This window comes from Leifsonia shinshuensis, assembly GCF_013410375.1.
GTDB lineage: Bacteria > Actinomycetota > Actinomycetes > Actinomycetales > Microbacteriaceae > Leifsonia > Leifsonia shinshuensis.
Map to the genome: position 1 here is coordinate 1,584,697 of NZ_JACCFL010000001.1, position 24,895 is coordinate 1,609,591.

Consider the following 24,895-nt stretch of genomic DNA (forward strand, 5'->3'; position numbering starts at 1 on the left):
GAAATCAAGGATAATTGAGGTTGGTCATTCGATCCCCCATGTGAAGTGAGGTTCCCATGCCTACCGGCAAGGTCAAGTTCTACGACGAGGAGAAAGGCTTCGGCTTCATCAGCACCGATGACGGCCAGGAGGTCTTCCTGCACGCCTCTGCGCTGCCCGCCGGTGCCGTGGTGAAGGCCGGGTCGCGGCTCGAGTTCGGCATCGCCGACGGCAAGCGCGGCGCCCAGGCGCTCTCCGTCCGCGTGCTGGAGGCCCCTCCGAGCCTGGTGAAGATGAAGCGCAAGTCGGCCGACGACATGGCCATCATCGTCGAAGACCTCGTGAAGCTGCTCGACGGCATCGGCGCCAACCTGCGCCGCGGCAAGTACCCGGACAAGGCGCACGGCGCCAAGATCGCGGCGGTGCTGCGCCGGGTTGCGGACGACCTGGATGCCTGAGGACCCCCGCACCGAGGACAGGACGGACGCGGACGTGGCCGCCGAGGCGTCGGCGGTCGACGAGAAGGCGGCTGACGAGTCGGTCGTCGAGGCTGCGGCTGCTGACGAGTCGGTGGCTCCGGAATCCGCTGCTGAGGAGTCGGGTGCCGAAGAGTCGGCTGCTGAGGAGTCGGTCACCGAAGATTCGGCTGCTGACGAGTCGGCGTCCGAGGAATCGGCGGCCGACGAGCCCGCCGCGGACGCGCCCGCGGTCGTCGGCGACGTCTCGGAGCTGATCGCGTCGGTCCCGCTCGCGCGGGCGGCGCTCGCCGAGATCACGCCGGAGCGCACGATTGGCGAGCCCCTCGGGCACGTCGTGGAGGCGGACGGCGTCGTCTCGCTGCTGTTCGCGGCGGCGCTCCCCGGCTATCCCGGCTGGCACTGGACCGTCACCGTCGGCCGCGCCGACGACGACGCGCAGCCGACCGTGCTCGAGGCCGAGCTGATGCCCGGCGAGGACTCCCTGCTCGCTCCGGACTGGGTGCCGTGGTCGGAGCGTCTAGCCGAGTACCAGGCCGCCCAGGAGGCGCTCGCCGCCGAGGCCGGCGCGACCGGCGTCGAGGGGGCGGGCGACGACGAGGCCCGCGACGACGACGAGGAGTTCGACGAGGACGCCGAGTACGACGAGTCGGACGAGGACGAGGACGACGAGGAGGACGACGACTCGGGGGAGCCCGAGGACGACGACCGCGACATCCACGACCTCCACGGCGACGACGACCTCGACGGCGTGGACATCGACTCGGTCGACGTCGCGTTCGACGAGGAGACCGACGTCGACACCGAGCTCGACCTCGCCTCCGAGGAGGCGGCGGCGCTGGCCGACGACGAGTCGGACGACGAGGACGCGGACGGCGAGGACTCTGACGACGAGGACGCTGACGACGAGGACGCTGACGACGAGGACGCCGAGGCCGAGGACGCCGACGACGTCAGCGCGTCAGCGGCGCCGGCGGGCGCGGGTGATGCTGAGGTAGGCGAAGCCGAGCAGGCCTAGCGCGATCCCGACGACCACCGTCCAGATCCACCAGCCGCCGCCCGCGGCGGTGATCGGGCCGGCGAGGATCAGTGTCGGGATCAGGGCGAGCACCCAGAGGCCGATGCCGACTAGCACCGCGCGCCGGTCGTCCGTCGGGACCGGCACCGGGTCGGGTCGGCGCTCGTCGTCGCGCAGCCACAGTCGCACGATCCGCTCCGTCCCTTCTCTTCCGGTCCGACGGCCGGCTCAGCCCGGTCGGCCGATCAGCCCAGTCTGCCGATCAGCCCAGGCGCTCGACCACGTACTCGACGCAGCCGATGAGCGCCCGGACGTCCGCCGGCTCGATGGCCGTGAACGTCGCGATGCGCAGCTGGTTGCGGCCGAGCTTGCGGTAGGGCTCGGTGTCGACGATCCCATTGGCGCGGAGTGTCTTGGCGACCGCCGCCGCGTCGATCCGGTCGTCGAAGTCGATCGTGACGACCACCTGCGAGCGGTGCGCCGGGTCGGCGACGAACGGCGTGGCGTAGTCGACGCCCTCCGCCCACGCGTAGAGGGCGTCCGAAGACTCCTTGGTGCGGGCGTCGGCCCAGGCGAGGCCGCCGCTGGCGTTCATCCACTCGAGCTGGTTCTCGAGCAGCACGAGCGTCGCGACCGCGGGGGTGTTGAGCGTCTGGTCGAGGCGCGAGTTGTCGATCGCGTTCTTGATGCTGAGGAACTCGGGGATATAGCGGTCGCTCGCGGCGATCCGCTCGACCCGCTCGATCGCGGCCGGGGAGAACAGCGCGAGCCAGAGGCCGCCGTCCGACGCGAAGTTCTTCTGCGGCGCGAAGTAGTAGACGTCGGTCTCGGTGACGTCGAAGTCGGCGCCGCCCGCCGCGCTCGTCGCGTCGATGACGGTCAGCGCGCCGTCATCGCCGTGCACGCGCTTCACGGGCGCCATCACGCCGGTGGAGGTCTCGTTGTGCGGCCAGGCGTAGACATCGACGCCGGCCACGACCTCGGCCTCCGCGCGCGAGCCCGCGGGCGCCTCGATGACGTGCGGGGCCTGCAGCCACGGCGTCTTCGCCGCCTTGGCGAACTTGCCGCCGAACTCGCCGAAGACCAGGTTCTGGCTGCGCTCCTCGATGAGCGAGAACGCGGCGGCGTCCCAGAAGGCGGTGGAGCCGCCGTTGCCGATGACCACCTCGTAGCCGTCCGGGAGTCGGAACAGCTCGCCGAGGCCCGAACGGACCCGGCCGACCAGGTTCTTCACCGGCGCCTGCCGGTGGGACGTGCCGAGCAGCTCGGCGCCGGGGCCGGCCAGGTAGGCCACCTGCTCGGGGCGCACCTTGGACGGCCCGCAGCCGAATCGTCCGTCTGCGGGCAGGAGGTCGGTGGGAATGGTCACGTCCGGCATAACTGAAGTGTATTGGCTGTTGGACTCTGCGTCGGCCCGCCGGGGTCGGCGGCGGGCGGGGTGCCGTCACCCCGTTGTCACCTGCAGCAAGTAGGCTCGTACGCGCAGATTCGCGCGCCCGCACGGGAGGGGTTCATGACCGACCTGATCGACACGACAGAGATGTACCTTCGCACCATCCTGGAGCTGGAGGAGGACAACATCGTCCCGCTGCGTGCGCGCATCTCCGAGCGTCTCGGCCACTCGGGCCCGACCGTCTCCCAGACCGTGGGGCGCATGGAGCGCGACGGCCTCGTCGTCGTCTCCGGCGACCGCCACCTGGAGCTCACCGACGACGGGCGCAGGAAGGCCGTGCACGTGATGCGCAAGCACCGCCTTGCCGAGCGCCTGCTCAGCGACGTCATCGAGCTGGAGTGGGAGTACGTGCACGAGGAGGCGTGCCGCTGGGAGCACGTCATGAGCGAGCAGGTGGAGCGCAAGCTCATCACCATGCTCGGCCACCCCACCGAGTCGCCCTACGGCAACCCCATCCCCGGGCTCGGCGAGCTGGGCGCGCCCGACGCGGCCTCCACCGAGAACCTGGTCAACCTCGTCGACGTCGTGCGGGGCCGCGATTCTGAGGTGACTGCCAGGATCCGCCGGCTGGGCGAGCCGGCGCAGGTCGACCCGGAGCTGCTGCTCCAGCTCAAGCAGGCCGGGGTGTTTCCCGGCTCGACCGGCACTTTCGCTGCGGCGGGTTCCTACGTCACCGTGCAGATCGACGGCTTCGAATCGGGCCTCGAACTCCCGAACGAGCTCGCGGCGCACATCTTCGTGGACGCCTGATCTCCGTTACCGATTCGTTAAAAAGGGCACAAAACAAAGTGACAAACGGCTGGTCGTCCCGTAGTCTCTAACGAGTCCGAACGGGCCAGAAGCCGGCCCACCAGGACCCCGACCGGGACGCTCCAACCCCCCTGAGACCCGTCTCCTGGTCGGTGAAGCCGAATGCCGATCGCATCGGACGGGGGCAGCTCCCTAGTGCTGCCGGAGCGCAGGAGGTTGCACTTTGGCACACTCTGGTACGTCCGATCCTGCCCAGGACCGGACCCCTCAGGACCCGGATACCCTCGCTTCGACGTCGTCGACGACGTCCGCCTCCGGGTCGCAGCTCGTCTCCCGACGGTCGCTCCGCGCCACGCGGACCGCCCACACGGCGAAGGCTCCCGCGGCCGCGCGTCCCGGCGCCGCTGCCGCCGTCCAGAAGTCCGCGCCCGCGGCCAAGGACGGCAAGCCCGCCAAGCGCAAGGGCGGCTGGATCCTCAACGTCGGCGTCATGACCGTCGCCACGGGCATCATCGCGACGATGTCCCTGCCCGCCTTCGCGTTCAACCCGGGCGACGCCGAGTCGTCGGCGTTCGGCCCGAGCGCTGCGGACAGCATGAAGAAGGCGCAGGCCCAGTCCGTCGCCGTCGGCGAGGGCGTCACCGCCTCCACCGTCAGCCGCGACGCCGCCACCGCGACCAGCCAGGCGCAGCTCGACTCGCAGAAGGCCGCCGCCGCTGCGACCGCGGCCGCCGAGGCCGCCCGCCAGCGCGCTGCCGTGTCCCTGGCGAACTACGCCAGCTACTCCGGCCCGTCGGTGTCCGACTTCCTGGCCAATCCGCCGTACCCGAGCTTCAGCCTCGCCCAGGTGTTCTCGGTGGCGAAGCAGTACATCGGCACCCCGTACGTCTACGGCGGCGCCTCGCCCGCCGGCTTCGACTGCTCCGGCTACGTGATGTACGTGTACGCGCAGTTCGGCATCTCGCTCCCGCACTCGGTGTCGGGGGAGGCCGCGCGCGGCACCAAGATCTCGATCAACGACGCCCAGCCGGGCGACCTGATCGTGATGCCGGGCCACATCGGCTTCTACGCGGGCAACGGCAACATCATGGACGCACCCGACTCCGGCCGCTCCATCTCGATCCGCCCGATCTGGACCAGCGACTACTACGTGGTCCGGCTCGGTATCTGACAACCGAACCCGCGGTGAACACTGCGGGTCACGCACCGGTGATGGCGCGCCACGAATAGGTGGCGCGCCATTTCTGCGTTACTCTGATGCCCTGGCGCACTGCCAGGCAGCCGTGCAGATCGGAGTCTCCGATGGCCGAGTCGGCCCGAGTGCGGTCACCGCGGGTGACCGACGGGGCCGAGCGCGGCCTCCTCCCGCGCCGCGACTTCCTCGCCTGCCGCCACCATGTCGAGGCCTGCCACCGCCACCATGTGGTGTGCCGCCACCATGCCGCCGTCTTCGTGGGCGCTGTCCGTTCGGACAGTGCCCTTTTTGTTTGCCCGGCTCGTGTTCGCCCGGGCTCTGTCCGCCCCGTGCACCCGAAAGGACGCAGATGAAGACCCTGGTCCTCAACGCCGGCTACGAGCCTCTCGCGGTCGTCTCCTTCAAACGCGCGATCGTCCTGGTGATGAATCAGAAAGCGACGGTCCTGGCGAGCGACACGGCGCACCCGGTCTGGAGCATCTCGGGCCGCTTCGACCGCCCGTCGGTGATACTGCTCACCCGCTACGTGCGCATCCCGCACGGCCGGGCCGTGCCGGTGTCCCGCCGCGGGGTGCTGCGGCGCGACGGCCACCACTGCGGCTACTGCGGCAAGACGGCGACGACGATCGACCACGTCCTCCCGCGCTCCCGCGGCGGCGCGGACAGCTGGGAGAACCTGGTCGCCTGCTGCCTGCGCTGCAACAACGTGAAGGGCGACAGGACGCCGGCGGAGATGGGCTGGACGCTGAGGCTCACCCCACGGGCCCCGCACGACAGCTCCTGGGTGGTCCGCGGCGTGGAAGGCGGCCAGGCGGACTGGCAGGACTACCTGGGGGTGGCGGCCTGAGGGCCCCGAGCCCTCGGGTAGGCTGGAAGGGCTGGCCTCTGTAGCTCAATGGAAGAGCTGCTCCGTCCTAAGGAGAAGGTTGGGGGTTCGAGTCCCTCCAGGGGCACCGTGAGGAAGTTTCTGCTGCGAGTCCCGGACCAGGAGCCACCCGGGGTGCGGTTGACGAGTGGAGCGATCCCCTTTATCCGGGACAATCTTCCCTGGTATCCCGGGAAGCGTGCGCGGGAGGATCGTGCACATGATCCCATCGATCCGCATCAGGAAATGGCGTGAGCTGAGGGCATGCACGCCCCTCGCCGTACGACGTTGCGCGATGTCGGGCCATGTCTGAATCAGCGCGGCCCCGGCCTCCCCGCCTCCCCGTCCTCGCGATGCGGGGCACGTTCATCACGGTGGCCGCTGCCATCGCGACCATCGTGTGGTCGTCGACCGGGTTCGAGGAGGCAGCGCTGGGCTACGCCATCCTGGGCTCGATACCAACGGCGATCCTGGCGGTCGCGTCGACCTGGATCGCGATTGTCGCTCTCACGAGACACGACCCCCCACGATGGATGGCCGTGACGGCGCTCGTTATCAGCGGCCTGCTCGCGTTGCCCATCGGAATCTACGCCCTGGTGGGCTTGTCTCTGCTGATGACGATCTGATCGTGGGGGTCAGACCCGCGGCGGTGACGAAATGCGTCTGGGCGCGGGTGGAAGGGACCCGATCTACAGGAGCGCGATCAACAGAGGGGGCCCGAAGAACAACGCAAGCACCCAGCTGATGAGGAACGCCGTCACGGCCACCCACCTCGGGCGCACGTCTCTCGTGAGAGCGGCGGTACTGATCGCAATGGATGCAATCGCGATGATCGTCGTCGGTATCGCACCGATGAGCATGTCAGACAGCGCCGCCTCGTCGTCGCGCGACAAGACGATCGTCGAGACGGCCACGGTCAACGCGATCAACGCGACCACCATCGCCAGCGCGGGGAGGCGGGAACGCGGCACTACATCGTTCCGTGACATTCATTCATCCCATGCCGAGCCCGCGCGAGGCAGAGTCCGCGGGATCTCGTGCGGCTTCGACGATTCCGGCGGCGCATCGACGGGGACCGCCTCCGCTGCCCGTCCCACCATCGCTGTTGCGCGGTTCCGTTCGGGTCCGGGTACCACCCTGCGTTCGTCATGTTGCTCTTTGGGTGATCGCTGCTCGCTACCCGGTGACGACGACCGTGCCTTGACCGCTTGCGACGAGCACACGCCCTGCGTCCGTTTCGCAGAACACTTCGCAGCGGACGACCGCCTGCCGTCTGGTCGTGTCGACGACGGTTGCGACCGCGGTCAGGTCGCCGGTCGCCGGTCGGAGGTAGGAGACGGTGATGCCGGAGGTGAGGATGTTCGCGCCGAGCCGGGTGCCGGCGGCGAAACTGACTGCGTTGTCGATCGCGTAGGCGATCACCCCACCATGGAGGAACCCGTGCTGCTGTTGCAGGTCCTCACGGAACGGGATCCGCAGCTCTGCGACGCCGGGCGCGAACCGGACCAGTTCGGCGCCGACCAGCGCGGTGAACTGTTGGCCGGCGAACGCGGCCCGGGCGGTCCTGATCGCTTCACGCCACTGGTCCTTCTCATCAGACATGGGGTCATTCCATCCCATCGGGGGTTCGGGTGGAAGCCTCTGCTGTCCCGGACATGCGCACTAGGAAGCTTCATCGCTCATCGCCCGCCCAGCAGCAACCCGCAGAGCAGCGCAGGCATCACGCTGATGATGAGCGCCGTAATGGCCATCCACCTTGGGGGCTCGCCTGTCGCAAGAGCGGCGACACTGATCACAGCGGACGCGATGCCGACGATCATCGCGACTAACCAGCCAAACACGACGACGGAGAGTCCCGCCCAACCACCGTCCACCGACGACCACACGAAGGTCGCGATCAAAACGACCCACGTGATGCTCGCGCCCCACATCGCCACGACGGAGGGACTAGGAAGCCCCGAGCCTGCTGTCTTAGCCATGGCCTTGCCCTCCCCGGAGGCTTCTGATCAGTACTGGCATGGGTCGTCGTCGGTGTAGTTCAGGCCCGTGACGTACAGCTGGTCGTCTGTGGTGACGTGTGAGATGTCGAGGTAGGCGAAGTCACCGGGCGGCCACATCTTCCCGTCACTGCCGACGTAGATCGTTGACGGCGTGCCGAGGCATCCGAAGACGTCCATCGCGTCGTCCACGTTCGGGGTCGTCCCGTCGGGCGGGTAGTGGGCGATGAATCGGACCTGGAACTCGCTCGAGCCGGCAGCGGCGAGCCCGGCCGGGAACTCATGCTGGAGGAAATCGGCGGCGTGACCTTTCGCGATCCCCGCGGCCCGGGTCTGGGCGTTCGCGCCGTTTCCGATGCCGGACTCTGCGTCGCTGAACGACTTAGCGGTGCGGGCGACGCCATCGACCTCGCTGGTGACGTCCGAGGCCACGCAGTCGTCCCCCGGCAGCGTTGTGGCGGAAGACACGAGCCACCTCTGTGAGGAGGGGGAGTAGTGGATGTCGAACAGCTTCTCCGTGACGGTTCCCGTGTCGGTCGCGTCGACGCAACCGGTGAGCGTGACCTTGCCCCAGGCCACGGGGGAGGCTCCCGCCGTGTCCAGGGTGTCGACGGTCCAGTCGACGAACGTGAACACGGAGTGTCCGGTTCCGGTGCGCTTCGCGTGACTGTTCTGCCGATGCAGATCGCGTGCCGCAGTGTCGGTTGCGACGAGCCCGATCAGGGCGTCGCTCGCCTTACCCGCCGACGCGTCGTCGGCGACCGCGTCAAAGCGGATCACGGTCAACCGCGCGCCAGTGTACGCATCATCCTCACTCGCCGGCGCCGCGACAGCAGTGGGCGACGGCACGGGCACAGGGGTGATGCTCGGACCGGGGTGCGGCGACCGGGTGGGTTCAGACAGCGACGTGGGCACGATCCCCGCGCATCCAGTCAGCAGCAGCGCCGCCGACGCGGCGAGGACCGCCATCGAGACTGTTCGACTGTTGGACATCTTGGCTCCTCCCAGATGGGTCGGTTCGCAATTCCCGGCCATGATCGATGGGTTCGTGTGCGACATGCTCCCGCGCATGTTTCCCGGGATACCAGAGAAGAATCTCCCGAAAGGAGGGGTGCATCGTTGGGCTTGACGCCTCCACCTCAGTGAAAAGACCGTCCGGAATCACACCGGCGCCGCGCTTCCTCAGGGCAGCAGGTTCGACCTCATCGCGAGAGGGGAGCTATCCTGTCGCGGTCGAGTCGTTCTGGTCGGAACTCGCGGGCCTGGAGAAGTACCGGTTGGACGAGGGCACGAACAGGGGCACCGTGCCGACGGCGAGCAGGATCGCGACGAAGTAGTCGACGAACGATGGCGCCCCAAAGGATGTCGTCAGCACGTTGACGCCGATGATCACGCCGACCGCGAGCACTGCGAGCACGATGCGCGCGACCCTGGAGCGCCAGAGCAGCCGCAGCACGAAGAACGGGGCGACCAGGACGACGATGCCCTCGAGCACGATCCAACCCTCTTCGAAGTCGACCGCGAGGAAGATCGGGGCCGACGAGCCCTGTGTGTCAGACGCGAGGGTGCTCACGAGGGAAGCGAGTTCGATACCGATGGCCGCCCACCAGATCCAGAACCCCGTCAGAACTGCTCCTCGCCGAATCCTCGATTGCGACGCGTCGTCGGGTTTGAGGAGCTGGGGGCGCCCGCAGCCGGCGAGGGCCAGGCAGATGACGACGAAGTCCGCGGCGACGGCGACCCGGATTCCCACCGTCATGATCATGACCGACTGGTCGATCGTTATCCGTCCGCCCGTCCACGTCATCACGGCACTCGGTATCGGTCCGCTATCGCCGTCGGGGACGAACAGACCGGCGACCAGGATGATGCCCCACAGGCAACAGGCACCGACGCTGTAACCGAACCTCGTCGTCCGCGCGATTCGAACGTCGTCGTCGCCGAGCGTGAAGAGCGCAGGGGTGTAGAGGGCGATGAGGATGGGGAACCCGATCGGGAAGAATCCCAAGACACCCATCAAACCGATTCCGGCCCCGACGAATCCGCGACCGAGGAGCACCCAGAAGGCGAGGATGACCGGCGCCCACCATTGCATCACCCACACGAAACGACCGGACTTCGTCAGCGACCAGATCGTCCGGTGGTCCGTCGCCCCCGAGGCGGACGGCTCCGCGCCCGGAGAGGGTGGCGCAAGAGCGGCAACCGTCTGAGGCGGCTCCGGCCCCTCGGGAAGATCGGGCCGACGCGCGTCGCCGCTCGTCGGATCCGGCGCGTCCGGGCTCGGTTCCGATGGCAGTTGTGATGGATCCATGACCGCGTCTCCTCAGCTGAGTGCAGGGGTTGTGGGTGTGCGTTCGAAGCGCAGGGAGCCGTCCTGCACGGGTGCCTTTCGGAACCGTTTCACGTCGTCGTAGTAGTTCACCGAGGTGATCCAGGGGTCCCTGTCGCCTTGTCGGGGAAGCGAGTCGAGCGAGCGTTGCACGTAGCCCGCGCCGAAGTCGAGCAGGGGCCGCCTCGTCACGCCGCCGGCGGGCAATTCCGGCCGGCAGACGGCCCACCCGTTCTCGTCCATGTGGTCCAGCAGCCGGGTGAAGTACTCGCAGAGCAGCCCGATCTTCAGCGTCCACGTTGCGTTCGTGTAGCCGATCGCGAACGCGAAGTTCGGCACGTCATCGAGCATCATGCCCCGGTACACGACGTGGTCCCGCGGGACCACGGGCTCACCGTCCACGGTCAGGCGGATCCCGCCGAACAGCTGAATGTTGAGTCCGGTCGCGGTGATGACGATGTCGGCGGGGATCTCGCGACCGGACTCGACGAGCACTCCCGTCTTCGTGAACGTGCGGATCCGGTCGGTCGCGATGGATGCAGTGCCGTCGCGCAGCGCGTGGAACAGATCGCCGTCGGGTGCGAGGCACAGTCGCTGGTCCCACGGGTTGTAGGGCGGGTTGAAGTGGACGTCGACCGGGTAGCCGGCCGGCAGCGATCTCCGGTTCACCCAGCGGATGAACCGCCGCATCGCACCGGGATACCGCCGCGACATCGTCCAGATGATCCGCTGGCGGCGGATGCTGCGACGGCGTGCCAGTTCGTGCCCGCGCCGATCTCCGTGTCGTGCCCGCATCCGCACCGCGTAGTCGTCGACCGACGGCAGGCGCAGGACGTATGTCGGAGTGCGCTGCAGCAAGGTCACGTGCCGCGTCGCACCGGCGATCGCCGGCACGATGGTCATGGCGGTGGCACCGCTGCCGATCACGACCACGTTCTTGTCCGTGTAGTCGAGGTCCTCCGGCCAGTCCTGCGGGTGGACGATCCGTCCACGGAATTCGTCCGCACCGGGGAAGGGCGGTGAATAGCCCTCGTCGTAGCGGTAATACCCGCCCGCGCAGAACACCCACGAGGCGTGCACGCTGGTCGTCTGTCTGCCGGGGCCGTGTTCGACGATCGCGGTCCAGCGCCCCTCCGCGGTGGACCACGCGAGGTCTGTGACGCAGTGCGAATAGTGGATGTGCTGCTCGATCCCCTCCTCGGCGGCCGTCTCCCTGAGGTAGTCCAGGATCAGACGCGCGGGGGCGATCGAAGCGCTGTGGCGCCACGGACGGAACTCGTAGCTGAAGGTGCTGAGATCGGAGTCGGAACGCACCCCCGGGTACCGGAACAGGTCCCACGTGCCGCCGAGTGTCGCGCGCGCCTCGAAGATCGCGTAGGTCTTGCCCGGCGTCCGCTCCTGCAGGTAGTGGGCCGCGCCGATCCCGGACAGACCGGCGCCGATGATCAGCACATCGACGTGGTCGGGCGGCTCACGTGTCGAACCCGTCATCGCCTCAGTCCCCTCGACGGAGCGAACAGCTCATGTGCAGCATCCTCCCGCGTGCGATTCCCGGGATACCAGGGAAGAATGTCCCGGAGAACCGGGACTTCGGCACGGGTCCGTGCTTTGCGGAGCGAGGGAGCTACTCTGCGGGGTGCTCTCGGAGCACCTCGGCCGCGTCGTGCCGGGTTCTGGCGTGCAGCTTGGCAAGGATCGTGGAGACGTAGTTCGCGGCGGTCTTCTCGCTGATGCCGAGCCGGCCGGCGATCGCTGCGTTGCCGAGTCCGCGTTCGACAAGCCGCGCGACCTCCTGCTCCCGGCGGGTGAGACCGAGATCGGCGCGCGACTCGCTGGTCTCTCCTGGCAGCGGGACGCGCGAGCCGAGCAGCCGGGCGCCGCTCTGAGCGGCAGCGAGCGCCGCGAGGATCTCATCACCGGGGGCGTCTTTGAGCACGAACCCCGACGCGCCGGCGGCGAGGGCTTCGCGAACAGCTCCGTCGTCGTCGAAGGCTGTGACCACCACGACGCGCGTGTCGGGGAGCTCGGCGACGATGCGGGCGGTCGCGCGCGCGCCGTGCAGCCCGGGCAGCCCGAGGTCCATGACGACGAGGTCGGGTCGATGGCTGAGCGCGGCCTCGACCGCCTCTGTGCCGCTGGCCGCTTCGCCGACGATCTCGTACTCGGCCGAGCGCAACAGCGCGGCGAGTCCGCGGCGGAACACCGGATGGTCGTCGACGAGCAGCACACTGGTCACGGCGCCCCCAGCGGGAGCGATGCTTCGACCAGGGTGCCCCCGCGGGAGCCGACGGCGATGCGCGCGCTCCCGCCGAGCTCCTCGGCTCGGTCCTTGATGGATCGCAGCCCCATCCCCGGCGAGGGCAGAGCAGGCATGCCGACCCCATCGTCCTCTACTCGGATTCGCATTGCTCCGTCCTTCCCGCCGATGTGTACTGCGATCCGGCTCGCGTCAGCATGGCGACGCGCGTTGGTCACCGCCTCCTGAACGATCCGCAGAGCGGCGAGCTCGACAGCGGCGGGAAGGGAGTCGGGAAGGGATGCGGCGTGGATCTCGACGCGGGAGTCGGCGCCGACCCGGTCGCGAATGGCGGCGAGCAGACCCCGGTCGTCGAGAACCGCGGGCCGCAATCCGTAGGCCAGCTCCCTGGCACGGGCAGCGGCGTCTTTCGCGTCAGCGAGGAGCGCGGAAGCCGCCTGCCGGTCCGCGCCCTGCGGGAGGCTTCGAACGAGCCCGTCGGCCGCGAGGGCGACGCCGGCGAGAGCGGGAGAAAGGTCGTCATGCAATTCCCGCCGCAGTTCCCGCCGTTCCTCCTCCCGTGCTCGGATGAGACGGTCACGGGTGTGCTGCAGCTCTGTGACGGTGGCCGCGTCGTGGAGCGCCGGCGCGGCACGGCGTGCGAGCTCGGTGACGACGGCGCGGTCGCGGCGCGTGAGGGCAGTCTCACCCGGGCGTGGTGCGATCCGAAGCTCCCCGAGGACCGAGCCGTTGAACGCGATGGGAACCTGCTCCTCGTCTCCTCGCAGGCGGCCCGTTTCGGCAGACACGACTCCGCCGACATCGAATGCGACTCCGGCGGCTCGTAACGACTCGGCGATCGATGCGACGAGGACTGCGGGGGCCGCCTCCGCACGCCCCGTGGCCTCGAGCCGGCGCTGGAAGCGCTCGCCGGACGCGCGCGGCGAGCGGCGCCCCCTGTACACGATGCCGGTTGCAAGCCACGCCGAGCTCGCCACGACCGGCAGGGCGAGCACCGCGACCGCCGCCGTGCTCCAGCCCGAGCCGTAGGGATCGATGACCGCAGCGACTCCGCCCAGCGCAGCAGCCGCGAGCCCCAGCGCGATCAGCCACCACAGTATGGAGTCGACCGGCAGGAGGCGCGGCGCGACCAGTCCGACGATGAGACATGCCGCGAAGGCGAAGACGAACACTGCGGCCGCCGCGGCCCCCGCCGGCCCCAGGCTTCCGATGCCGGGCGGGTGCATCCTCGCAGACATCACGAGGAGCGTCCCCATGCCGCCGAACGTCACAAGTGCGCCGAGCGCAGCCCATCGCACCCGCTCACGATCCTCCGTATCGAGCGACCGCGCGTACCGCGTCAGCGCCCCCACGACGAGAATCGCCGAGAGCACCAGGATCACCGGATTCCACCACGGTGAGATCAGCAGACCCGGTGCGACGGGAAGTGCGGCGCACAACCCGATCATGAGGATCGCCGCCGCGGCAGCCCAGACATACCGGACTCTCCCGTCCGGGTAGCTTGCCAACAGCACCGCGATACCCGCCCCGATCAGTGTCGCGTCCCAGGGCGAAGCCGACGGCGCGGCGACCTGCAGAAGAGTCCCCGCGAGGTAGGCGGCGACGCCGACGGCGGGGAGCCACCGGAGACGGGGCATTCGCTCACCGGGCATGCGCCGATTCTGCCGCGCACCGGGACCCGGCGAAAAGTAGGAACACCAGAATCGCCGACTGGCTCGTCATCCAGGAGGCGTCCCCGCAGCCTCCCGCTCCTCGGAAGCGACCGCGGCGACCGCGCTGACAAGGCGTCGCTGCTCTCTGACGATCCTCGACTCGGCTCCGTAGTTCGCTTTGAAGTCGTCGGCGAACTCGACCGGGTCGCCGAGCAATCGGTGGATCGGCGTCCGGTCGGCCGCGGCCTGCGCGAACAGGTCGGCGAGGTCGTCGACCATCCGGAGGCGGCGTGCGTCGTCGCTCGGACCGGTCTTCGTCACGTAGCGCAGCACCGCGCGCATGGTCGTGTCGTAGGGCTCGGGGAGCCGGCCGTGCTTCGCGGCGTGCGGGTTCGTGGAGGGCATCGTCGTCTCCGTCAGGATTCGTCTACGGGGTCTACGGGGTCTACGGGGTCTACGGGGTCGTGGATGCGCTGGACGCGGGTCCAGCCCCGCCAGCCGCGCTCGTTGAGGATCGCGAGAAGCCTCACGGCGACCGGTGAGGAGGCGAGCGTCGTCGCGTCGACGAGGTCGATCAGGGTGTCGTCCACCTCGTCCGGATTCTCCGACGCGCCCGATGCGATCGATCGGTTCATCAGCGTCTCGAGGGCATCGGCGAGCTCGACGATGCGCGGCTCATCCGCCGTCCAGTCGGCGGCTTGCGAGAGGAGGAGGTACAGCCGGACCATGTCCGGATCGTCCAGCTCGGCCTGCTTCCGGGCGATCACCGCGTCGATCTCGTCGGGGACCTGCGCGGCGACCATGATCCAGGCGTCGCGCTCCAGCTGCAGGATGCGCTCGTCCACGCCCATCCCTCGCAGCCGGTCGAGGTAGTCGACGACGCTGGGCGGGAGGGCCAGGCTGTCGCCGGATGCGAGCGCTGCGATGCGCGTGCGGTTCCGCTGCAGCCTCCTGACCTCGGCGCGCAACTGCGCGTCGATGCGCCGGACCTCGGCGGCGAACTCGTCCGGGTCCGCGTCGAGGAGCTGCTGAACGCGTGCGAGCGGGACACCGGCCTCCGCGAGCGTGTGGATCCGGATGAGGGCCACCACCGCGGCGGCGTCGTACGTCCGATACCCCGAGCGGTCGCGCGGGGGCTCCGGCAGCAGGCCGATGCGGTGATAGTGACGCACCGCCTTCACCGTCACCCCGGCGTAGGACGCCAGCTGGCCGATGGTGATCACGGCCGCGCACCCGGGCTGCCCGCTGCGCACCGTCCCGCTGCACACCGTCCCATTTACGTCCACCGCCTTCCTCATCCACCAGTGTGCGGCGTTGACCCAGGGTCAGGGTCAACACCGTTCCTGAACGTCGATTCCGTCGGGGAGGACTCAGGCCGCCGTCAGCGACTCGGAGCGCTGTCGCGGCAGGAACAACGCCGCCACGAGCGCAGCGCCGGACAGGGCGATCAGGGCGGTGGCGGCCTGGTGCAGACCGGCGACCGGCCCGGATGGCAGCGCGCTCCGGGTGAACTCGGTCACGATCACGGCGATGCCGATCGATCCCGCGATGCGCTGCCAGATGCTGAAGAGCGTGTTCGCGTCCGCGAGGCGCGAATCGTCGAGGCCGCGGAGGATGACCGAGAGCAGCGGGGAGATCACGAGCCCGATCGATGCGGAGCGGACGGCCAGGACGAGCGCTGTCACCCAGAGCGGAGTGGTCAGACCGATGGCGAGGAGGGCGGCGCTCGCCGCCGTCAGCAGGGTGAACCCGAGCGAGACGGTCATCCGCACGGTCCAGCGGGAGAGCAGTCTCGGCCCGAACGCCAGACTGAGACCGGTGAGCACGCCTTGCGGGAGCAGCGCCGCGCCCGCGGCCAGGGCCGTGTAGCCCTGAGCGCTCTGCATGAAGACGGGAAGGAGGAAGATCGCCGCGTAGGTGACCACCGACGCGACCGCGCACAGGATCAGGGACAGGACCTTGGGTGCTCCCGCGATCACGCTGAGGTCGACGACCGGATGGGTGGAACGCCAGGCCCAGGCCGCATAGCAGGCGAGGAGGACGCCGCCCGCGGCGATGGGCACCCAGGTCTGCGGTGTACTCCAGCCTCCCGTCTCGCTGTTTCCCGCGCCGAAGAGCAGGACGCCGAGTCCTCCGGCGAGCAGCAGCCAGCCGACCGCGTCGAATCGCGCTCCCGGCTGCCGCGCGGCCGCGAGCGACCGGGGGATGCGTCGAACGCACAGGGCCGCGATCGCACCGATCGGGAGGTTGATCAGGAAGATCGCGCGCCAATCCCACACCGCGATGAGGATGCCGCCGAGGCTGGGCCCGAGCGCCGGACCCAGGAACAGCAGGATTCCGGCGGCGGGGGACATCGACCGGGCGCCGCCGCCACTCCCGAGCATCATGCTCATCGCCAGCGGGACCATGGGCGCTCCCGCGAGGCCCTGGACGACGCGCGCCACGATGAGCAACTCGGCCGTGGGGGCGAGTCCGCAGAGCAGCGAGGCGGCGGTGAAAGCGACGACGCTGACGAGATAGACGGGAAGGGTGCCGAAGCGACGGGCGAAGTACGAGGTCGCAGCGAGCCCGATCCCCAGGGCGAGGAGGTAACCGCTGACGGTCCACTGCACGGTGGCGAGCGGCGCCTTCAGCTCGGCGGCGATCGGAGCGACCGCGACGTTGACGATGCTGGAGTCGAGCATCGAGAGCAGCGGGCCGGCGAGAAGCGCGAACTGGACCCAGACCCCGAGCCGGGTCCGGGAGGTCTGCGGCGCGGTCATGGTCAGTCCTCGAGGAGGGGAGCCCCGGTGGCGGGCTCCCGCAGCGCGCCGAGCCACTGCCGTTCGGCCTGGTAACGCCGGATCAGTTCCTCCGTGACTTCCCGGTTCCACAGGTCGTGCTGGGCGCGGTCGAGCAGGACGGTCAGGTGCTGGATCCGCGCTTGGAGCGCCGCATCCCGGGCGTCGAGGATCGCGAGCCGTTCCTCCGGTTCGAGCAGCGAGAACTGCCCGAGTCGCGTGAGGAACTCGGTCTCGTCCGCGGCGGCCTCCGGCGGCAGCTCGGCCAGCAGGTCGTGGAGCAGTTCGCGACCGACGGGCGTGATCGAGTAGATGTGCCGAGCGGGGCGCCCCTGCTGCTCTTCGGAGACCTTCTCGACGGCCCCGGAGTCCTCGAAGCGTTTGAGCGCGGGGTAGAGCGAGTTGTTGTGGAGCACGACGCCCGTCGTCTCCTCCACTCGCTTGCGGAGCTCGTAGCCGTGGGCCGGCTGCCGCCTCAAGTGCCGGAGGATGAGGATGTCTATCGACGACATGTAGTCCAGTGTGACCTATGTCACACTGGACGGTCAAGGTGCCGGCGTAAGGATCTCGTTAGGACCTCGCCCACGCCCGAGTGTCGCGTCCTACGCTACGTCTCGTGATCAGCCCAGCACGCTCGACGGTGAGCCCAGCACGCGCGACGGCGAGCCCAGCGCGGCTCGCGTTGATCGTCGGCGCCCTCGGGGTCGTGTTCGGAGACATCGGCACCAGCCCGATCTACACGTTGCAGACGGTCTTCAACCCCGGGGACCCGCACCCGGTGGCCTTGACCGTCGACAACCTCTACGGCGTCGTATCGCTGATCGTGTGGTCGATCGTGCTGATCGTGACCGTCACCTATGTGCTCCTGGCGATGCGGATGGATAACCACGGCGAGGGCGGGATCATGGCGTTGCTCACCCTGCTGCGCCGCTGGGCGCCCCGCGGCCGCGCGCGCACGGTCGCCTTCCTCTCCGGGTTGGCCGTGCTCGGCGCCGCCCTGTTCCTGGGGGACAGCATGATCACGCCGGCGATCTCGGTGCTGTCGGCCGTCGAGGGCCTGAAGGTGATCAACCCGGGACTGGCGGAATGGGTGGTCCCGCTCACCGCCGTGATCCTGTTCATCCTGTTCCTCGTTCAGCGGTTCGGCAGCGCCGCGGTCGGGCGCCTGTTCGGCCCGGTCATGGTGGTCTGGTTCGTCGTCGTCGCGGTGTGCGGGATCTCCGGCATCATGGGCGACCCCGGCATCCTGCTCGCGCTTCTGCCCACCTACGCGATCGGGTTCCTCGTCGGGCACTTCCAGATCGCGTTCTTCGCTCTGGCGGCCGTCGTCCTCGCAGTGACCGGCGCCGAGGCGCTGTACGCGGACATGGGCCACTTCGGGCGCCGGCCGATCTCCGTCGCCTGGCTGTTCCTCGTCTTCCCGGCGTGCGCGCTGAGCTACCTGGGGCAGGGGGCGCTGCTCCTGCAGAATCGCGCGAACCTGTCGGCGCCGTTCTTCCTCCTCGCGCCGGCGTGGGCGCAATTTCCGCTGGTGATCCTCGCGACCGCGGCGACGGTGATCGCCTCGCAAGCGGTCATCTCCGGGGCGTTCTCGGTCGCTGCTCAAGCCTCCGGTCTGGGGTATCTGCCGAGACTGCGGGTGGCGCACACGTCGTCCTCGACGCACGGGCAGATCTACGTGCCGTGGATGAACTGGCTCCTGATGGTGTCGGTGATCACCCTGGTGTTCGCGTTCCGCAGCTCTGCATCGCTGGCGTTCGCGTACGGGATGGCGGTCACCGGGACGATCACGATCACCACGATCCTGTTCTTCTACCTCGCCCGGCAGCGCTGGTCGACGCCGGGCTGGGTGCTCTGGGGCGGCGCGACAGTGCTGGTGACGGTCGACCTGCTGTTCGTCGCGGTCAACCTCACGAAGTTCACCCACGGAGCCTGGCTGCCGCTGGCGATCGGGTTGGCGGCCTTCACCGTCATGACGACGTGGCAGCGCGGGCGGGAGCTGATCACCGACCGCCGGACCCGTGCGGAAGGGTCGCTGACCGAGTTCGTGCGAGGGCTGCGCTCCGATCCCGACCTCGTCTACCGGGTGCCGGGGACGGCGGTGTTCCTCAACCCCGGGAGCGAGACCACCCCGCTGGCACTGCGGGCGAACGTGGAGCACAACCATGTCCGGCACGATCGGATCATCATCCTCACGGTCACCGTCGACACGGTTCCGCGGGTCGACGACTCCGCCCGCGTCCAGGTCGTCGACCTGGGCGATCCCGCGGACGGGATCGTCCACGTCACCACCCGATTCGGCTACACGGAGACGCCCGATGTTCCGCGGGCGCTGCGACTGCTGGAGCCGGAACCCCCCGAGGGAGCCCTCGATGTCGACGGCGCGAGCTACTTCCTCTCCAAGATCGAACTGCGCGAAGGCCCGGAGCGGGGGATGGCGCACTGGCGCAAGCGGCTGTTCCTCGCCGCCGCCCACATCACCAGCGATGCCAGCAACTACTTCGGGCTGCCCCGCGACCGTGTCATCGTGATGGGCTCGCAGATCGAGCTCTGAGACGCGAGGGACGGGCGCGGGGACCGAAAGCGTCAGTGGTGTTCGAGGGCGCGCGCGGCGTGGTCCGGCAGCAGGTTGTAGACCTCGGTCCATTCCGCTTCGTAGGCCACCGGGTCGACGAGGCCTGCCCGGCGTCGTGCTTCCAGCTCCCGGAGACGGGACGCGGCCGCGCGGAGGACGTGCACGTTGCCGAACTCGCGGACCTCGCCGCCGACGTACTCGGAGGCCGCCGTCACGATGCGGCAGCGCTCACGCAGCTCGCGGGTGAGCCGCGCGGTGACGAGGAAGCCGGCGGCGTAGGCGGCCAGCGCGATCGTCAGGCTCAGCCACGGGCCCTCGTCGCTGAGGAACACCAGCGCGGCGAGGCAGAGGATTCCGCCGCCGACCGGCCAGGTACGGCTCAGGTGCAGCAGTCGCCGCTGGCCGGCGGTGATGCCGGGCGGGTACACCGTCAGCCGGACCCGCTGCCAGATTCCCCGGCCCGCGGGGGACACGTCGAGGGTGCCCCAGGGGGCACCTCCCTCGAACAGGAGTCGCACCATTTCGTTCACCCGTCCAGGATGCGCCGCGGTCATGGCCGCCCCTCACGATCCTTGCGATGTCCATACGTCAGAACCCGGAACGCTAACGCCGTCCTGGCGCTGCGGTGCTTCCGCCCGCTCATCGTCCGCACCCGGCCGGCGTCCACGGGTCCGGTGTCGACGGGTCCGTCGCTTCGTCGTGGAGGTGCCGGCGGTGCGGGTCGACCTCGCGCAGGAGGGCCGCGCCGCGACACGGCAGGACGAGGAGGTCTCCGACGCGCAGATCGGAGACCAGCTCGTCGACGCGCACGGGCGCCGCGGCCTCTCCTGCCGAGTGGATGCGCGCCCGGGAGTCGGAGGCGGTCGAGACCCGGCCGATCATCCGCAGCTCCTCGATGGCGACAGGCGCGTCCGTCAGGCGGGCGTCGATCCACACGTCGATCGCTCCGTCGGCCGCCGTGGCGACCTGGGTCACCCGGGTGACGATGACGGAGGCGACCTCGGTGGCCGACGGCATTCCGCCGGTGCCGGGGATCACCGCGGCGGCGGTGTGGACGCAGGGCGTGCCGCACCATTCGGCCAGGCGAGTCAGGGAGACCCCGGCGACCGTGACGTCCGAGAGGGAAGTGGTGGTGAACTCGGGCCAGAGGTCCTGGCCGAGGGGGTTGGGCACGGAGGCCCGCAGCGAAGGGATGATGTGCGTCAGGGTCATGCGACACCTGCTGAGTGATGGATCTTCACAAGCGACGGTTCTACGCCGCCGCGGTGGGCGCCGGTGCGCTCCTAACGGAACCCCGACGGGCAGCCGGGCGAAACTAACGGTTCGCGAATGTCCGCCTTGCGCCGTCCGTTCACCCGGGCGGATCGACTCGCCGCCCGGCCGGAGGGGGTCATTCCGGGGGGAAACCGTTAGGACTTCCGCGACAGCCGTATGGATCGCGTTAAGACGCCGTTCCGAGGGTCTCGCGTCCAATTGTATAGGTCATTGATTCCGGCAGAGCGCCGGATCCCCGCGACCCGCCGACTGGCCGGGACGCGGAAACCCGGATGGAGACATTCCCGTGTTGGACCTGATTTGCTTCGTGGGGATCATCGCGCTGGGCGCGATCGTCGCCCTGGTCGGCCGAGGGGTGGAGAAGCTGTGATCTTCTTCAACCTGCTCGCGGCGGCACTGGCCGTCGCTTCCCTCGCGTACCTGGTGTACGCCCTGCTGAAGCCGGAGAAGTTCTAGACATGACTGCCTGGCTTTTCGTGGCGCTGTTCGCCACCCTCATCCTCATGCTCGGCATCGCGTATCGCCCTCTCGGCGATTACATGGCGGCGACATTCACGACGAGGAAGGACCTGAAGGTCGAGCGCGGCTTCTACCGGCTCATCGGGGTCGACTCGCGCGTGGACCAGAGCTGGCCGGTCTATCTGCGCAGCGTCGTGGCGTTCTCCGTGCTCGGGGTGCTGCTGCTCTACGTCCTCCAGCGCACCCAGGCGGTGCTGCCCTACTCCCTGGGCTTGGCGCCCGTCCCGGAGGGGCTGTCGTTCAACACGGCCATCTCCTTCGTGACGAACACGAACTGGCAGTCGTACACGCCCGAGACGACCGTGGGCTACACGGTCCAGATGGCGGGCCTGGTGGTGCAGAACTTCCTGTCCGCGGCCGTCGGCCTCGCCATCGCGATCACCCTGGTGCGCGGGTTCGCCGCCCACCGTTCCGGAACGATCGGCAACTTCTGGGTGGACATCACCCGGGCGACGCTGCGCATCCTGCTGCCGCTCTCGATCGTCTTCGCCGTCGTCCTGATCGTGGGCGGTGTGATCCAGAACTTCAACGGATTCCCCACCGTGCACACCCTCACCGGAGGCACGGCGACGATCCCCGGCGGTCCGGTCGCCTCGCAGGAGGCGATCAAGCTCCTGGGCAACAACGGCGGCGGGTTCTTCAACGTGAACTCCGCCCACCCGTTCGAGAACCCCACGGCGTGGACGAACCTCGTCGAGATCTTCCTGATGCTGCTGATCCCGTTCTCGCTGCCTCGCACCTTCGGCAAGATGGTCGGCGACAACCGCCAGGGTTACGCGATCCTGGGCGCGATGGCGACGATCTTCGTCATCTCGCTGGTCGCCTTGACCCTCTTCGAGCTGCAGGGCGCCGGAACCGCGACACAGGCGGCCGGCGGCGCGCTCGAAGGCAAGGAGCAGCGCTTCGGCATCCTCGGTTCGACGCTGTTCGCCACGACCAGCACGCTGACCTCGACCGGCGCGGTGAACTCCATGCACGACAGCTTCACGCCGCTCGGCGGGATGATGACGATGCTGAACATGATGACGGGCGAGGTCGCTCCCGGTGGTATCGGCGCCGGCCTCTACGGCATCCTCATGGTCGCGATCATCTCCGTCTTCCTCGCCGGACTGATGGTCGGGCGCACCCCGGAGTACCTCGGGAAGAAGATCGGCTCGCGGGAGATCAAGCTCGCCAGCCTCTACATCCTGATGACGCCGACCCTGGTGCTGCTGGGCACGGGCCTCAGCTTCGCGATCCCCGCGATCAAGGACAACATCGAGAAGGTCTCGATCTTCAATCCGGGCCAGCACGGCTTCTCGGAGGTGCTGTACGCGTTCACCTCGGCGGCCAACAACAACGGTTCCGCGTTCGCGGGCCTCAGCGCGAACACGCCGTGGCTGAACGCCGCGCTCGGAGCCACGATGTTCCTGGGCCGGTTCCTCCCCATCGTGTTCGTGGTGGCACTCGCCGGCTCCCTGGCGGCGCAGGACAAGGTCCCGGCGACCTCGGGCACGCTGCCCACGCACCGGCCGCTGTTCGTCACCTTCGTCGTCGGCGTCGTCATCATCGTCGCCGCACTCACCTACTTCCCCGTTCTCGCGCTGGGTCCCCTGGCGGAAGGGCTGCACTGATCATGTCGACAATCACGAACACTGCTGAACCACACGAGCAGCACCACGACCACCCTGGCCGGGCGCCTCAGGGCGCGTTCAGCGCCCGGCAGCTGATCGCCGGCCTCCCCGGCGCGTTCCGCAAGCTCGACCCCCGCGACATGTGGCACAACCCGGTCATGTTCATCGTGGAGATCGGTGCGGCACTGACCACCATCCTGGCGATCGCGGAGCCGTTCCTCGGCAAGCAGACGTCCGGAGGCAGCGTCACCACGAACGCCTTCACCTGGGCGATCGCGGTCTGGCTGTGGCTGACCGTCCTGTTCGCCACACTGGCGGAGTCGGTCGCCGAGGGCCGCGGCAAGGCGCAGGCGGCCAGCCTGCGCAAGACCCGCACGACCACCGTGGCGAACCTGGTCACCGGTTACGACGAGAAGAACGACGCCGCCGCGACCGCTTCCGCGGTCACGCAGGTCGCCTCGGCCGATCTCACGCTCGGCGATGTCGTCATCGTCACGGCCGGTGAGCTGATCCCCGGCGACGGGGACATCATCTGGGGCATCGCCTCGGTCGACGAGTCGGCCATCACGGGTGAGTCCGCGCCGGTCGTCCGGGAGTCCGGAGGCGACCGCAGCGCCGTCACCGGAGGCACCCGGGTGCTCTCCGACCGGATCGTGGTGCGCATCACCAGCAAGCCGGGCGAGACCTTCGTCGACCGGATGATCAAGCTGGTCGAGGGCGCGGCCCGGCAGAAGACGCCGAACGAGATCGCCCTGAACATCCTCCTGGCCGCGCTGACGATCATCTTCGTCGTCGTCGTGCTCGTGCTCGGCCCCACCGCCGGGTTCGCGAACGCCGCGCCGAGCGTCACCGTCCTCGTCGCCCTGCTCGTGTGTCTCATCCCGACCACGATCGGCGCCCTGCTCTCGGCGATCGGCATCGCCGGTATGGACCGGCTGGTTCAGCACAACGTCCTGGCGATGTCAGGGCGCGCGGTCGAGGCGGCCGGCGACGTGACGACTCTGCTGCTCGACAAGACCGGCACCATCACCTACGGCAACCGGCAGGCGGCGGAGTTCACCGCGGTGGCGGGCGTGCAGCAGGCCGACCTGGTGAAGGCCGCCGCGCTGGCGTCCCTGAGCGACCCGACTCCCGAGGGCTCCTCCGTGGTGACCCTCGCCTCGGAGCTCGGCTTCACGCACGAGGGAGACCTGAACGGCGAGGTCGTGCCGTTCACGGCGCAGACCCGGATGAGCGGCGTCGACTTCGCCGACGGCTCGCAGGTCCGCAAGGGCGCTGCGTCGATGGTGGTGGCGTGGGCGCAGGAGTCGGGCCCGGTTCCGTCCTCGATCCTCAGCGACCTGGACGAGAAGGTGCTGCACATCTCCGAGGCCGGCGGCACGCCGCTCGCCGTCGCGACCAAGTCCGCGTCCGGTGAGGCCACCATCCTCGGTGTCATCTACCTGAAGGACATCGTCAAGACGGGCCTGACCGAGCGCTTCGCCGACATGCGCAGGATGGGGATCCGCACGGTGATGATCACCGGCGACAACCCGGTCACCGCCCGGGCGATCGCGGCCGAGGCGGGCGTCGACGACTTCCTGGCCGAGGCGACGCCGGAGGACAAGCTCGCGCTGATCCGCAAGGAGCAGCAGGGCGGCAACCTGGTCGCGATGACCGGCGACGGCACCAACGACGCGCCCGCGCTCGCGCAGGCCGACGTCGGGGTGGCGATGAACACCGGAACGTCGGCGGCGAAGGAGGCCGGCAACATGGTCGACCTCGACTCCGACCCGACCAAGCTGATCGACATCGTCCGGATCGGCAAGCAGCTCCTGATCACCCGCGGCGCGCTCACCACGTTCTCGATCGCGAACGACGTGGCGAAGTACTTCGCGATCATCCCCGCGATGTTCGTCGGGGTGTTCCCCGGCCTGCAGGCGATCAACATCATGCAGCTGCACTCGCCGTCCTCGGCGATCCTGTCGGCGGTGATCTTCAACGCGATCATCATCGTCATCCTGATCCCGCTCGCGCTGCGCGGCGTGCGCTACCGCGCCACCTCCGCGTCGCGGCTGCTGCAGAGCAACCTGTTGATCTACGGCCTCGGCGGCATCATCGCCCCCTTCATCGGCATCAAGCTCATCGATCTCGTGATCAGCCTGATCCCCGGATTCTAAGAA

Annotated in this window: 27 protein-coding genes and 1 tRNA gene; 11 read left to right on the forward strand and 17 right to left on the reverse strand. The window is 69.0% G+C overall.

The annotated features are described in order from the left end of the window. The first annotated feature begins 56 nt into the window (after positions 1 to 56). Entirely contained in the window at positions 57 to 437 is a 381-nt protein-coding gene (locus tag HNR13_RS07750) for a cold-shock protein (protein WP_179605217.1), read from the forward strand. Next, positions 430 to 1,473 carry a DUF3027 domain-containing protein gene (locus HNR13_RS07755; RefSeq protein WP_246312732.1) on the forward strand — a complete coding sequence of 348 codons (1,044 nt, stop codon included), beginning with the start codon at positions 430 to 432 and terminating at the stop codon, positions 1,471 to 1,473. The genes HNR13_RS07750 and HNR13_RS07755 overlap by 8 nt, the downstream gene beginning before the upstream one ends. On the opposite strand, the gene HNR13_RS21520 is transcribed toward HNR13_RS07755, so the two are convergent. Together HNR13_RS21520 and serC are read right to left on the reverse strand one after the other, a co-directional pair. Beyond that, positions 1,417 to 1,662, reverse strand: coding sequence for a DUF2530 domain-containing protein (locus HNR13_RS21520; protein ID WP_343063491.1), 246 nt, complete (start codon positions 1,660 to 1,662; stop codon positions 1,417 to 1,419). The two genes, HNR13_RS07755 and HNR13_RS21520, sit on opposite strands and share 57 nt — an antisense overlap. Positions 1,663 to 1,735: 73 nt before the next feature. Further along, positions 1,736 to 2,851: a phosphoserine transaminase gene (gene serC, locus HNR13_RS07760; RefSeq protein WP_179605218.1), complete on the reverse strand. Its 1,116-nt coding sequence runs from the start codon at positions 2,849 to 2,851 to the stop codon at positions 1,736 to 1,738. Positions 2,852 to 2,986: 135 nt separating this feature from the next. On the opposite strand from serC, the gene HNR13_RS07765 reads away from it, so the two are divergent. The 5 genes from HNR13_RS07765 to HNR13_RS07785 all read left to right on the forward strand — a co-directional run bounded on the left by HNR13_RS07765 (position 2,987) and on the right by HNR13_RS07785 (position 6,362). Then, complete coding sequence (locus HNR13_RS07765) at positions 2,987 to 3,676, forward strand: iron-dependent transcriptional repressor DtxR (RefSeq protein WP_179605219.1); 690 nt, start codon at positions 2,987 to 2,989, stop codon at positions 3,674 to 3,676. A 223-nt stretch (positions 3,677 to 3,899) separates the two neighbouring features. Continuing rightward, positions 3,900 to 4,847 carry a C40 family peptidase gene (locus HNR13_RS07770; protein ID WP_179605220.1) on the forward strand — a complete coding sequence of 316 codons (948 nt, stop codon included), beginning with the start codon at positions 3,900 to 3,902 and terminating at the stop codon, positions 4,845 to 4,847. 373 nt (positions 4,848 to 5,220) lie between these two features. Then, entirely contained in the window at positions 5,221 to 5,718 is a 498-nt protein-coding gene (locus tag HNR13_RS07775) for an HNH endonuclease (protein WP_179605221.1), read from the forward strand. 34 nt (positions 5,719 to 5,752) lie between these two features. After that, positions 5,753 to 5,824: transfer RNA gene (locus HNR13_RS07780), tRNA-Arg, on the forward strand. Between the two features lie 217 nt (positions 5,825 to 6,041). Next, on the forward strand, positions 6,042 to 6,362 hold the full coding sequence (locus HNR13_RS07785; RefSeq protein WP_179605222.1) for a hypothetical protein: 321 nt from the start codon (positions 6,042 to 6,044) through the stop codon (positions 6,360 to 6,362). A 63-nt stretch (positions 6,363 to 6,425) separates the two neighbouring features. Here HNR13_RS07785 and HNR13_RS07790 read toward each other — a convergent pair whose 3' ends face one another. From HNR13_RS07790 to HNR13_RS07850, 13 genes are all read right to left on the reverse strand, one after another. After that, positions 6,426 to 6,725 (reverse strand): hypothetical protein, encoded by a 300-nt coding sequence (locus tag HNR13_RS07790; protein WP_179605223.1) that lies wholly within the window; start codon positions 6,723 to 6,725, stop codon positions 6,426 to 6,428. Then, on the reverse strand, positions 6,707 to 6,886 hold the full coding sequence (locus HNR13_RS22120; RefSeq protein WP_179605224.1) for a DUF2510 domain-containing protein: 180 nt from the start codon (positions 6,884 to 6,886) through the stop codon (positions 6,707 to 6,709). The genes HNR13_RS07790 and HNR13_RS22120 overlap by 19 nt, the downstream gene beginning before the upstream one ends. Before the next feature lie 26 nt (positions 6,887 to 6,912). Then, entirely contained in the window at positions 6,913 to 7,356 is a 444-nt protein-coding gene (locus tag HNR13_RS07800; protein ID WP_218881191.1) for a PaaI family thioesterase, read from the reverse strand. A 59-nt stretch (positions 7,357 to 7,415) separates the two neighbouring features. After that, positions 7,416 to 7,715, reverse strand: coding sequence for a hypothetical protein (locus tag HNR13_RS07805; RefSeq protein WP_179605225.1), 300 nt, complete (start codon positions 7,713 to 7,715; stop codon positions 7,416 to 7,418). Positions 7,716 to 7,742: 27 nt separating this feature from the next. Then, positions 7,743 to 8,726, reverse strand: coding sequence for a hypothetical protein (locus tag HNR13_RS07810; RefSeq protein ID WP_179605226.1), 984 nt, complete (start codon positions 8,724 to 8,726; stop codon positions 7,743 to 7,745). A 226-nt stretch (positions 8,727 to 8,952) separates the two neighbouring features. Beyond that, the gene (locus HNR13_RS07815; RefSeq protein ID WP_179605227.1) at positions 8,953 to 9,837 is read right to left on the reverse strand and encodes a hypothetical protein; all 885 of its coding nucleotides are present in this window, start codon (positions 9,835 to 9,837) and stop codon (positions 8,953 to 8,955) included. Positions 9,838 to 10,056: 219 nt separating this feature from the next. After that, a complete protein-coding gene (locus HNR13_RS07820) occupies positions 10,057 to 11,553 on the reverse strand; it encodes a flavin-containing monooxygenase (RefSeq protein WP_179605228.1) in 1,497 nt (498 codons plus the stop codon). 133 nt (positions 11,554 to 11,686) lie between these two features. After that, positions 11,687 to 12,298 carry a response regulator gene (locus HNR13_RS07825; protein WP_179605229.1) on the reverse strand — a complete coding sequence of 204 codons (612 nt, stop codon included), beginning with the start codon at positions 12,296 to 12,298 and terminating at the stop codon, positions 11,687 to 11,689. Continuing rightward, the gene (locus HNR13_RS07830; protein ID WP_179605230.1) at positions 12,295 to 13,971 is read right to left on the reverse strand and encodes a sensor histidine kinase; all 1,677 of its coding nucleotides are present in this window, start codon (positions 13,969 to 13,971) and stop codon (positions 12,295 to 12,297) included. The genes HNR13_RS07825 and HNR13_RS07830 overlap by 4 nt, the downstream gene beginning before the upstream one ends. A 66-nt stretch (positions 13,972 to 14,037) precedes the next feature. Beyond that, positions 14,038 to 14,376, reverse strand: a complete 339-nt coding sequence (locus tag HNR13_RS07835) for a DUF1048 domain-containing protein (protein ID WP_179605231.1) — start codon at positions 14,374 to 14,376, stop codon at positions 14,038 to 14,040. A gap of 11 nt (positions 14,377 to 14,387) precedes the next feature. After that, entirely contained in the window at positions 14,388 to 15,257 is an 870-nt protein-coding gene (locus HNR13_RS07840; protein ID WP_343063492.1) for a MerR family transcriptional regulator, read from the reverse strand. An 84-nt stretch (positions 15,258 to 15,341) separates the two neighbouring features. Beyond that, positions 15,342 to 16,733: a DHA2 family efflux MFS transporter permease subunit gene (locus tag HNR13_RS07845; RefSeq protein WP_179605232.1), complete on the reverse strand. Its 1,392-nt coding sequence runs from the start codon at positions 16,731 to 16,733 to the stop codon at positions 15,342 to 15,344. A gap of 2 nt (positions 16,734 to 16,735) precedes the next feature. Continuing rightward, positions 16,736 to 17,263, reverse strand: coding sequence for a PadR family transcriptional regulator (locus tag HNR13_RS07850; protein ID WP_179605233.1), 528 nt, complete (start codon positions 17,261 to 17,263; stop codon positions 16,736 to 16,738). A 104-nt stretch (positions 17,264 to 17,367) separates the two neighbouring features. On the opposite strand from HNR13_RS07850, the gene HNR13_RS07855 reads away from it, so the two are divergent. Then, positions 17,368 to 19,305 carry a KUP/HAK/KT family potassium transporter gene (locus HNR13_RS07855; protein ID WP_179605234.1) on the forward strand — a complete coding sequence of 646 codons (1,938 nt, stop codon included), beginning with the start codon at positions 17,368 to 17,370 and terminating at the stop codon, positions 19,303 to 19,305. A 32-nt stretch (positions 19,306 to 19,337) separates the two neighbouring features. Here the strand turns inward: HNR13_RS07855 and HNR13_RS07860 are convergent, their stop codons facing one another. Continuing rightward, positions 19,338 to 19,847: a DUF6611 family protein gene (locus HNR13_RS07860; RefSeq protein ID WP_246312992.1), complete on the reverse strand. Its 510-nt coding sequence runs from the start codon at positions 19,845 to 19,847 to the stop codon at positions 19,338 to 19,340. A gap of 118 nt (positions 19,848 to 19,965) precedes the next feature. Next, a complete protein-coding gene (locus tag HNR13_RS07865) occupies positions 19,966 to 20,538 on the reverse strand; it encodes a hypothetical protein (RefSeq protein ID WP_246312733.1) in 573 nt (190 codons plus the stop codon). A 429-nt stretch (positions 20,539 to 20,967) separates the two neighbouring features. Between HNR13_RS07865 and kdpF the strand changes: the two genes are divergently transcribed. From kdpF to kdpB, 3 genes are read left to right on the forward strand one after another with little or no spacing between them, the layout of a single operon-like run. Beyond that, positions 20,968 to 21,057 carry a K(+)-transporting ATPase subunit F gene (kdpF, locus tag HNR13_RS07870; RefSeq protein ID WP_175336857.1) on the forward strand — a complete coding sequence of 30 codons (90 nt, stop codon included), beginning with the start codon at positions 20,968 to 20,970 and terminating at the stop codon, positions 21,055 to 21,057. Between the two features lie 2 nt (positions 21,058 to 21,059). After that, on the forward strand, positions 21,060 to 22,733 hold the full coding sequence (gene kdpA / locus HNR13_RS07875) for a potassium-transporting ATPase subunit KdpA (RefSeq protein WP_179605236.1): 1,674 nt from the start codon (positions 21,060 to 21,062) through the stop codon (positions 22,731 to 22,733). Between the two features lie 2 nt (positions 22,734 to 22,735). Continuing rightward, positions 22,736 to 24,892, forward strand: a complete 2,157-nt coding sequence (gene kdpB, locus HNR13_RS07880) for a potassium-transporting ATPase subunit KdpB (RefSeq protein WP_179605237.1) — start codon at positions 22,736 to 22,738, stop codon at positions 24,890 to 24,892. Positions 24,893 to 24,895 lie beyond the last annotated feature (3 nt).

Excerpts from the sequence above, each read along its gene's own strand:
- HNR13_RS07750 (WP_179605217.1), top strand. The coding sequence starts at position 57 with ATGCCTACCGGCAAGGTCAAGTTCTACGACGAGGAGAAAGGCTTCGGC.
- HNR13_RS07755 (WP_246312732.1), top strand. The coding sequence starts at position 430 with ATGCCTGAGGACCCCCGCACCGAGGACAGGACGGACGCGGACGTGGCC.
- serC (WP_179605218.1), bottom strand. The coding sequence starts at position 2,851 with ATGCCGGACGTGACCATTCCCACCGACCTCCTGCCCGCAGACGGACGA.
- HNR13_RS07765 (WP_179605219.1), top strand. The coding sequence starts at position 2,987 with ATGACCGACCTGATCGACACGACAGAGATGTACCTTCGCACCATCCTG.
- HNR13_RS07775 (WP_179605221.1), top strand. The coding sequence starts at position 5,221 with ATGAAGACCCTGGTCCTCAACGCCGGCTACGAGCCTCTCGCGGTCGTC.
- HNR13_RS07785 (WP_179605222.1), top strand. The coding sequence starts at position 6,042 with ATGTCTGAATCAGCGCGGCCCCGGCCTCCCCGCCTCCCCGTCCTCGCG.
- HNR13_RS07790 (WP_179605223.1), bottom strand. The coding sequence starts at position 6,725 with ATGTCACGGAACGATGTAGTGCCGCGTTCCCGCCTCCCCGCGCTGGCG.
- HNR13_RS22120 (WP_179605224.1), bottom strand. The coding sequence starts at position 6,886 with ATGACGAACGCAGGGTGGTACCCGGACCCGAACGGAACCGCGCAACAG.
- HNR13_RS07800 (WP_218881191.1), bottom strand. The coding sequence starts at position 7,356 with ATGGGATGGAATGACCCCATGTCTGATGAGAAGGACCAGTGGCGTGAA.
- HNR13_RS07805 (WP_179605225.1), bottom strand. The coding sequence starts at position 7,715 with ATGGCTAAGACAGCAGGCTCGGGGCTTCCTAGTCCCTCCGTCGTGGCG.
- HNR13_RS07810 (WP_179605226.1), bottom strand. The coding sequence starts at position 8,726 with ATGTCCAACAGTCGAACAGTCTCGATGGCGGTCCTCGCCGCGTCGGCG.
- HNR13_RS07820 (WP_179605228.1), bottom strand. The coding sequence starts at position 11,553 with ATGACGGGTTCGACACGTGAGCCGCCCGACCACGTCGATGTGCTGATC.
- HNR13_RS07830 (WP_179605230.1), bottom strand. The coding sequence starts at position 13,971 with ATGCCCGGTGAGCGAATGCCCCGTCTCCGGTGGCTCCCCGCCGTCGGC.
- HNR13_RS07835 (WP_179605231.1), bottom strand. The coding sequence starts at position 14,376 with ATGCCCTCCACGAACCCGCACGCCGCGAAGCACGGCCGGCTCCCCGAG.
- HNR13_RS07845 (WP_179605232.1), bottom strand. The coding sequence starts at position 16,733 with ATGACCGCGCCGCAGACCTCCCGGACCCGGCTCGGGGTCTGGGTCCAG.
- HNR13_RS07850 (WP_179605233.1), bottom strand. The coding sequence starts at position 17,263 with ATGTCGTCGATAGACATCCTCATCCTCCGGCACTTGAGGCGGCAGCCG.
- HNR13_RS07860 (WP_246312992.1), bottom strand. The coding sequence starts at position 19,847 with ATGGTGCGACTCCTGTTCGAGGGAGGTGCCCCCTGGGGCACCCTCGAC.
- HNR13_RS07865 (WP_246312733.1), bottom strand. The coding sequence starts at position 20,538 with ATGACCCTGACGCACATCATCCCTTCGCTGCGGGCCTCCGTGCCCAAC.
- kdpA (WP_179605236.1), top strand. The coding sequence starts at position 21,060 with ATGACTGCCTGGCTTTTCGTGGCGCTGTTCGCCACCCTCATCCTCATG.
- kdpB (WP_179605237.1), top strand. The coding sequence starts at position 22,736 with ATGTCGACAATCACGAACACTGCTGAACCACACGAGCAGCACCACGAC.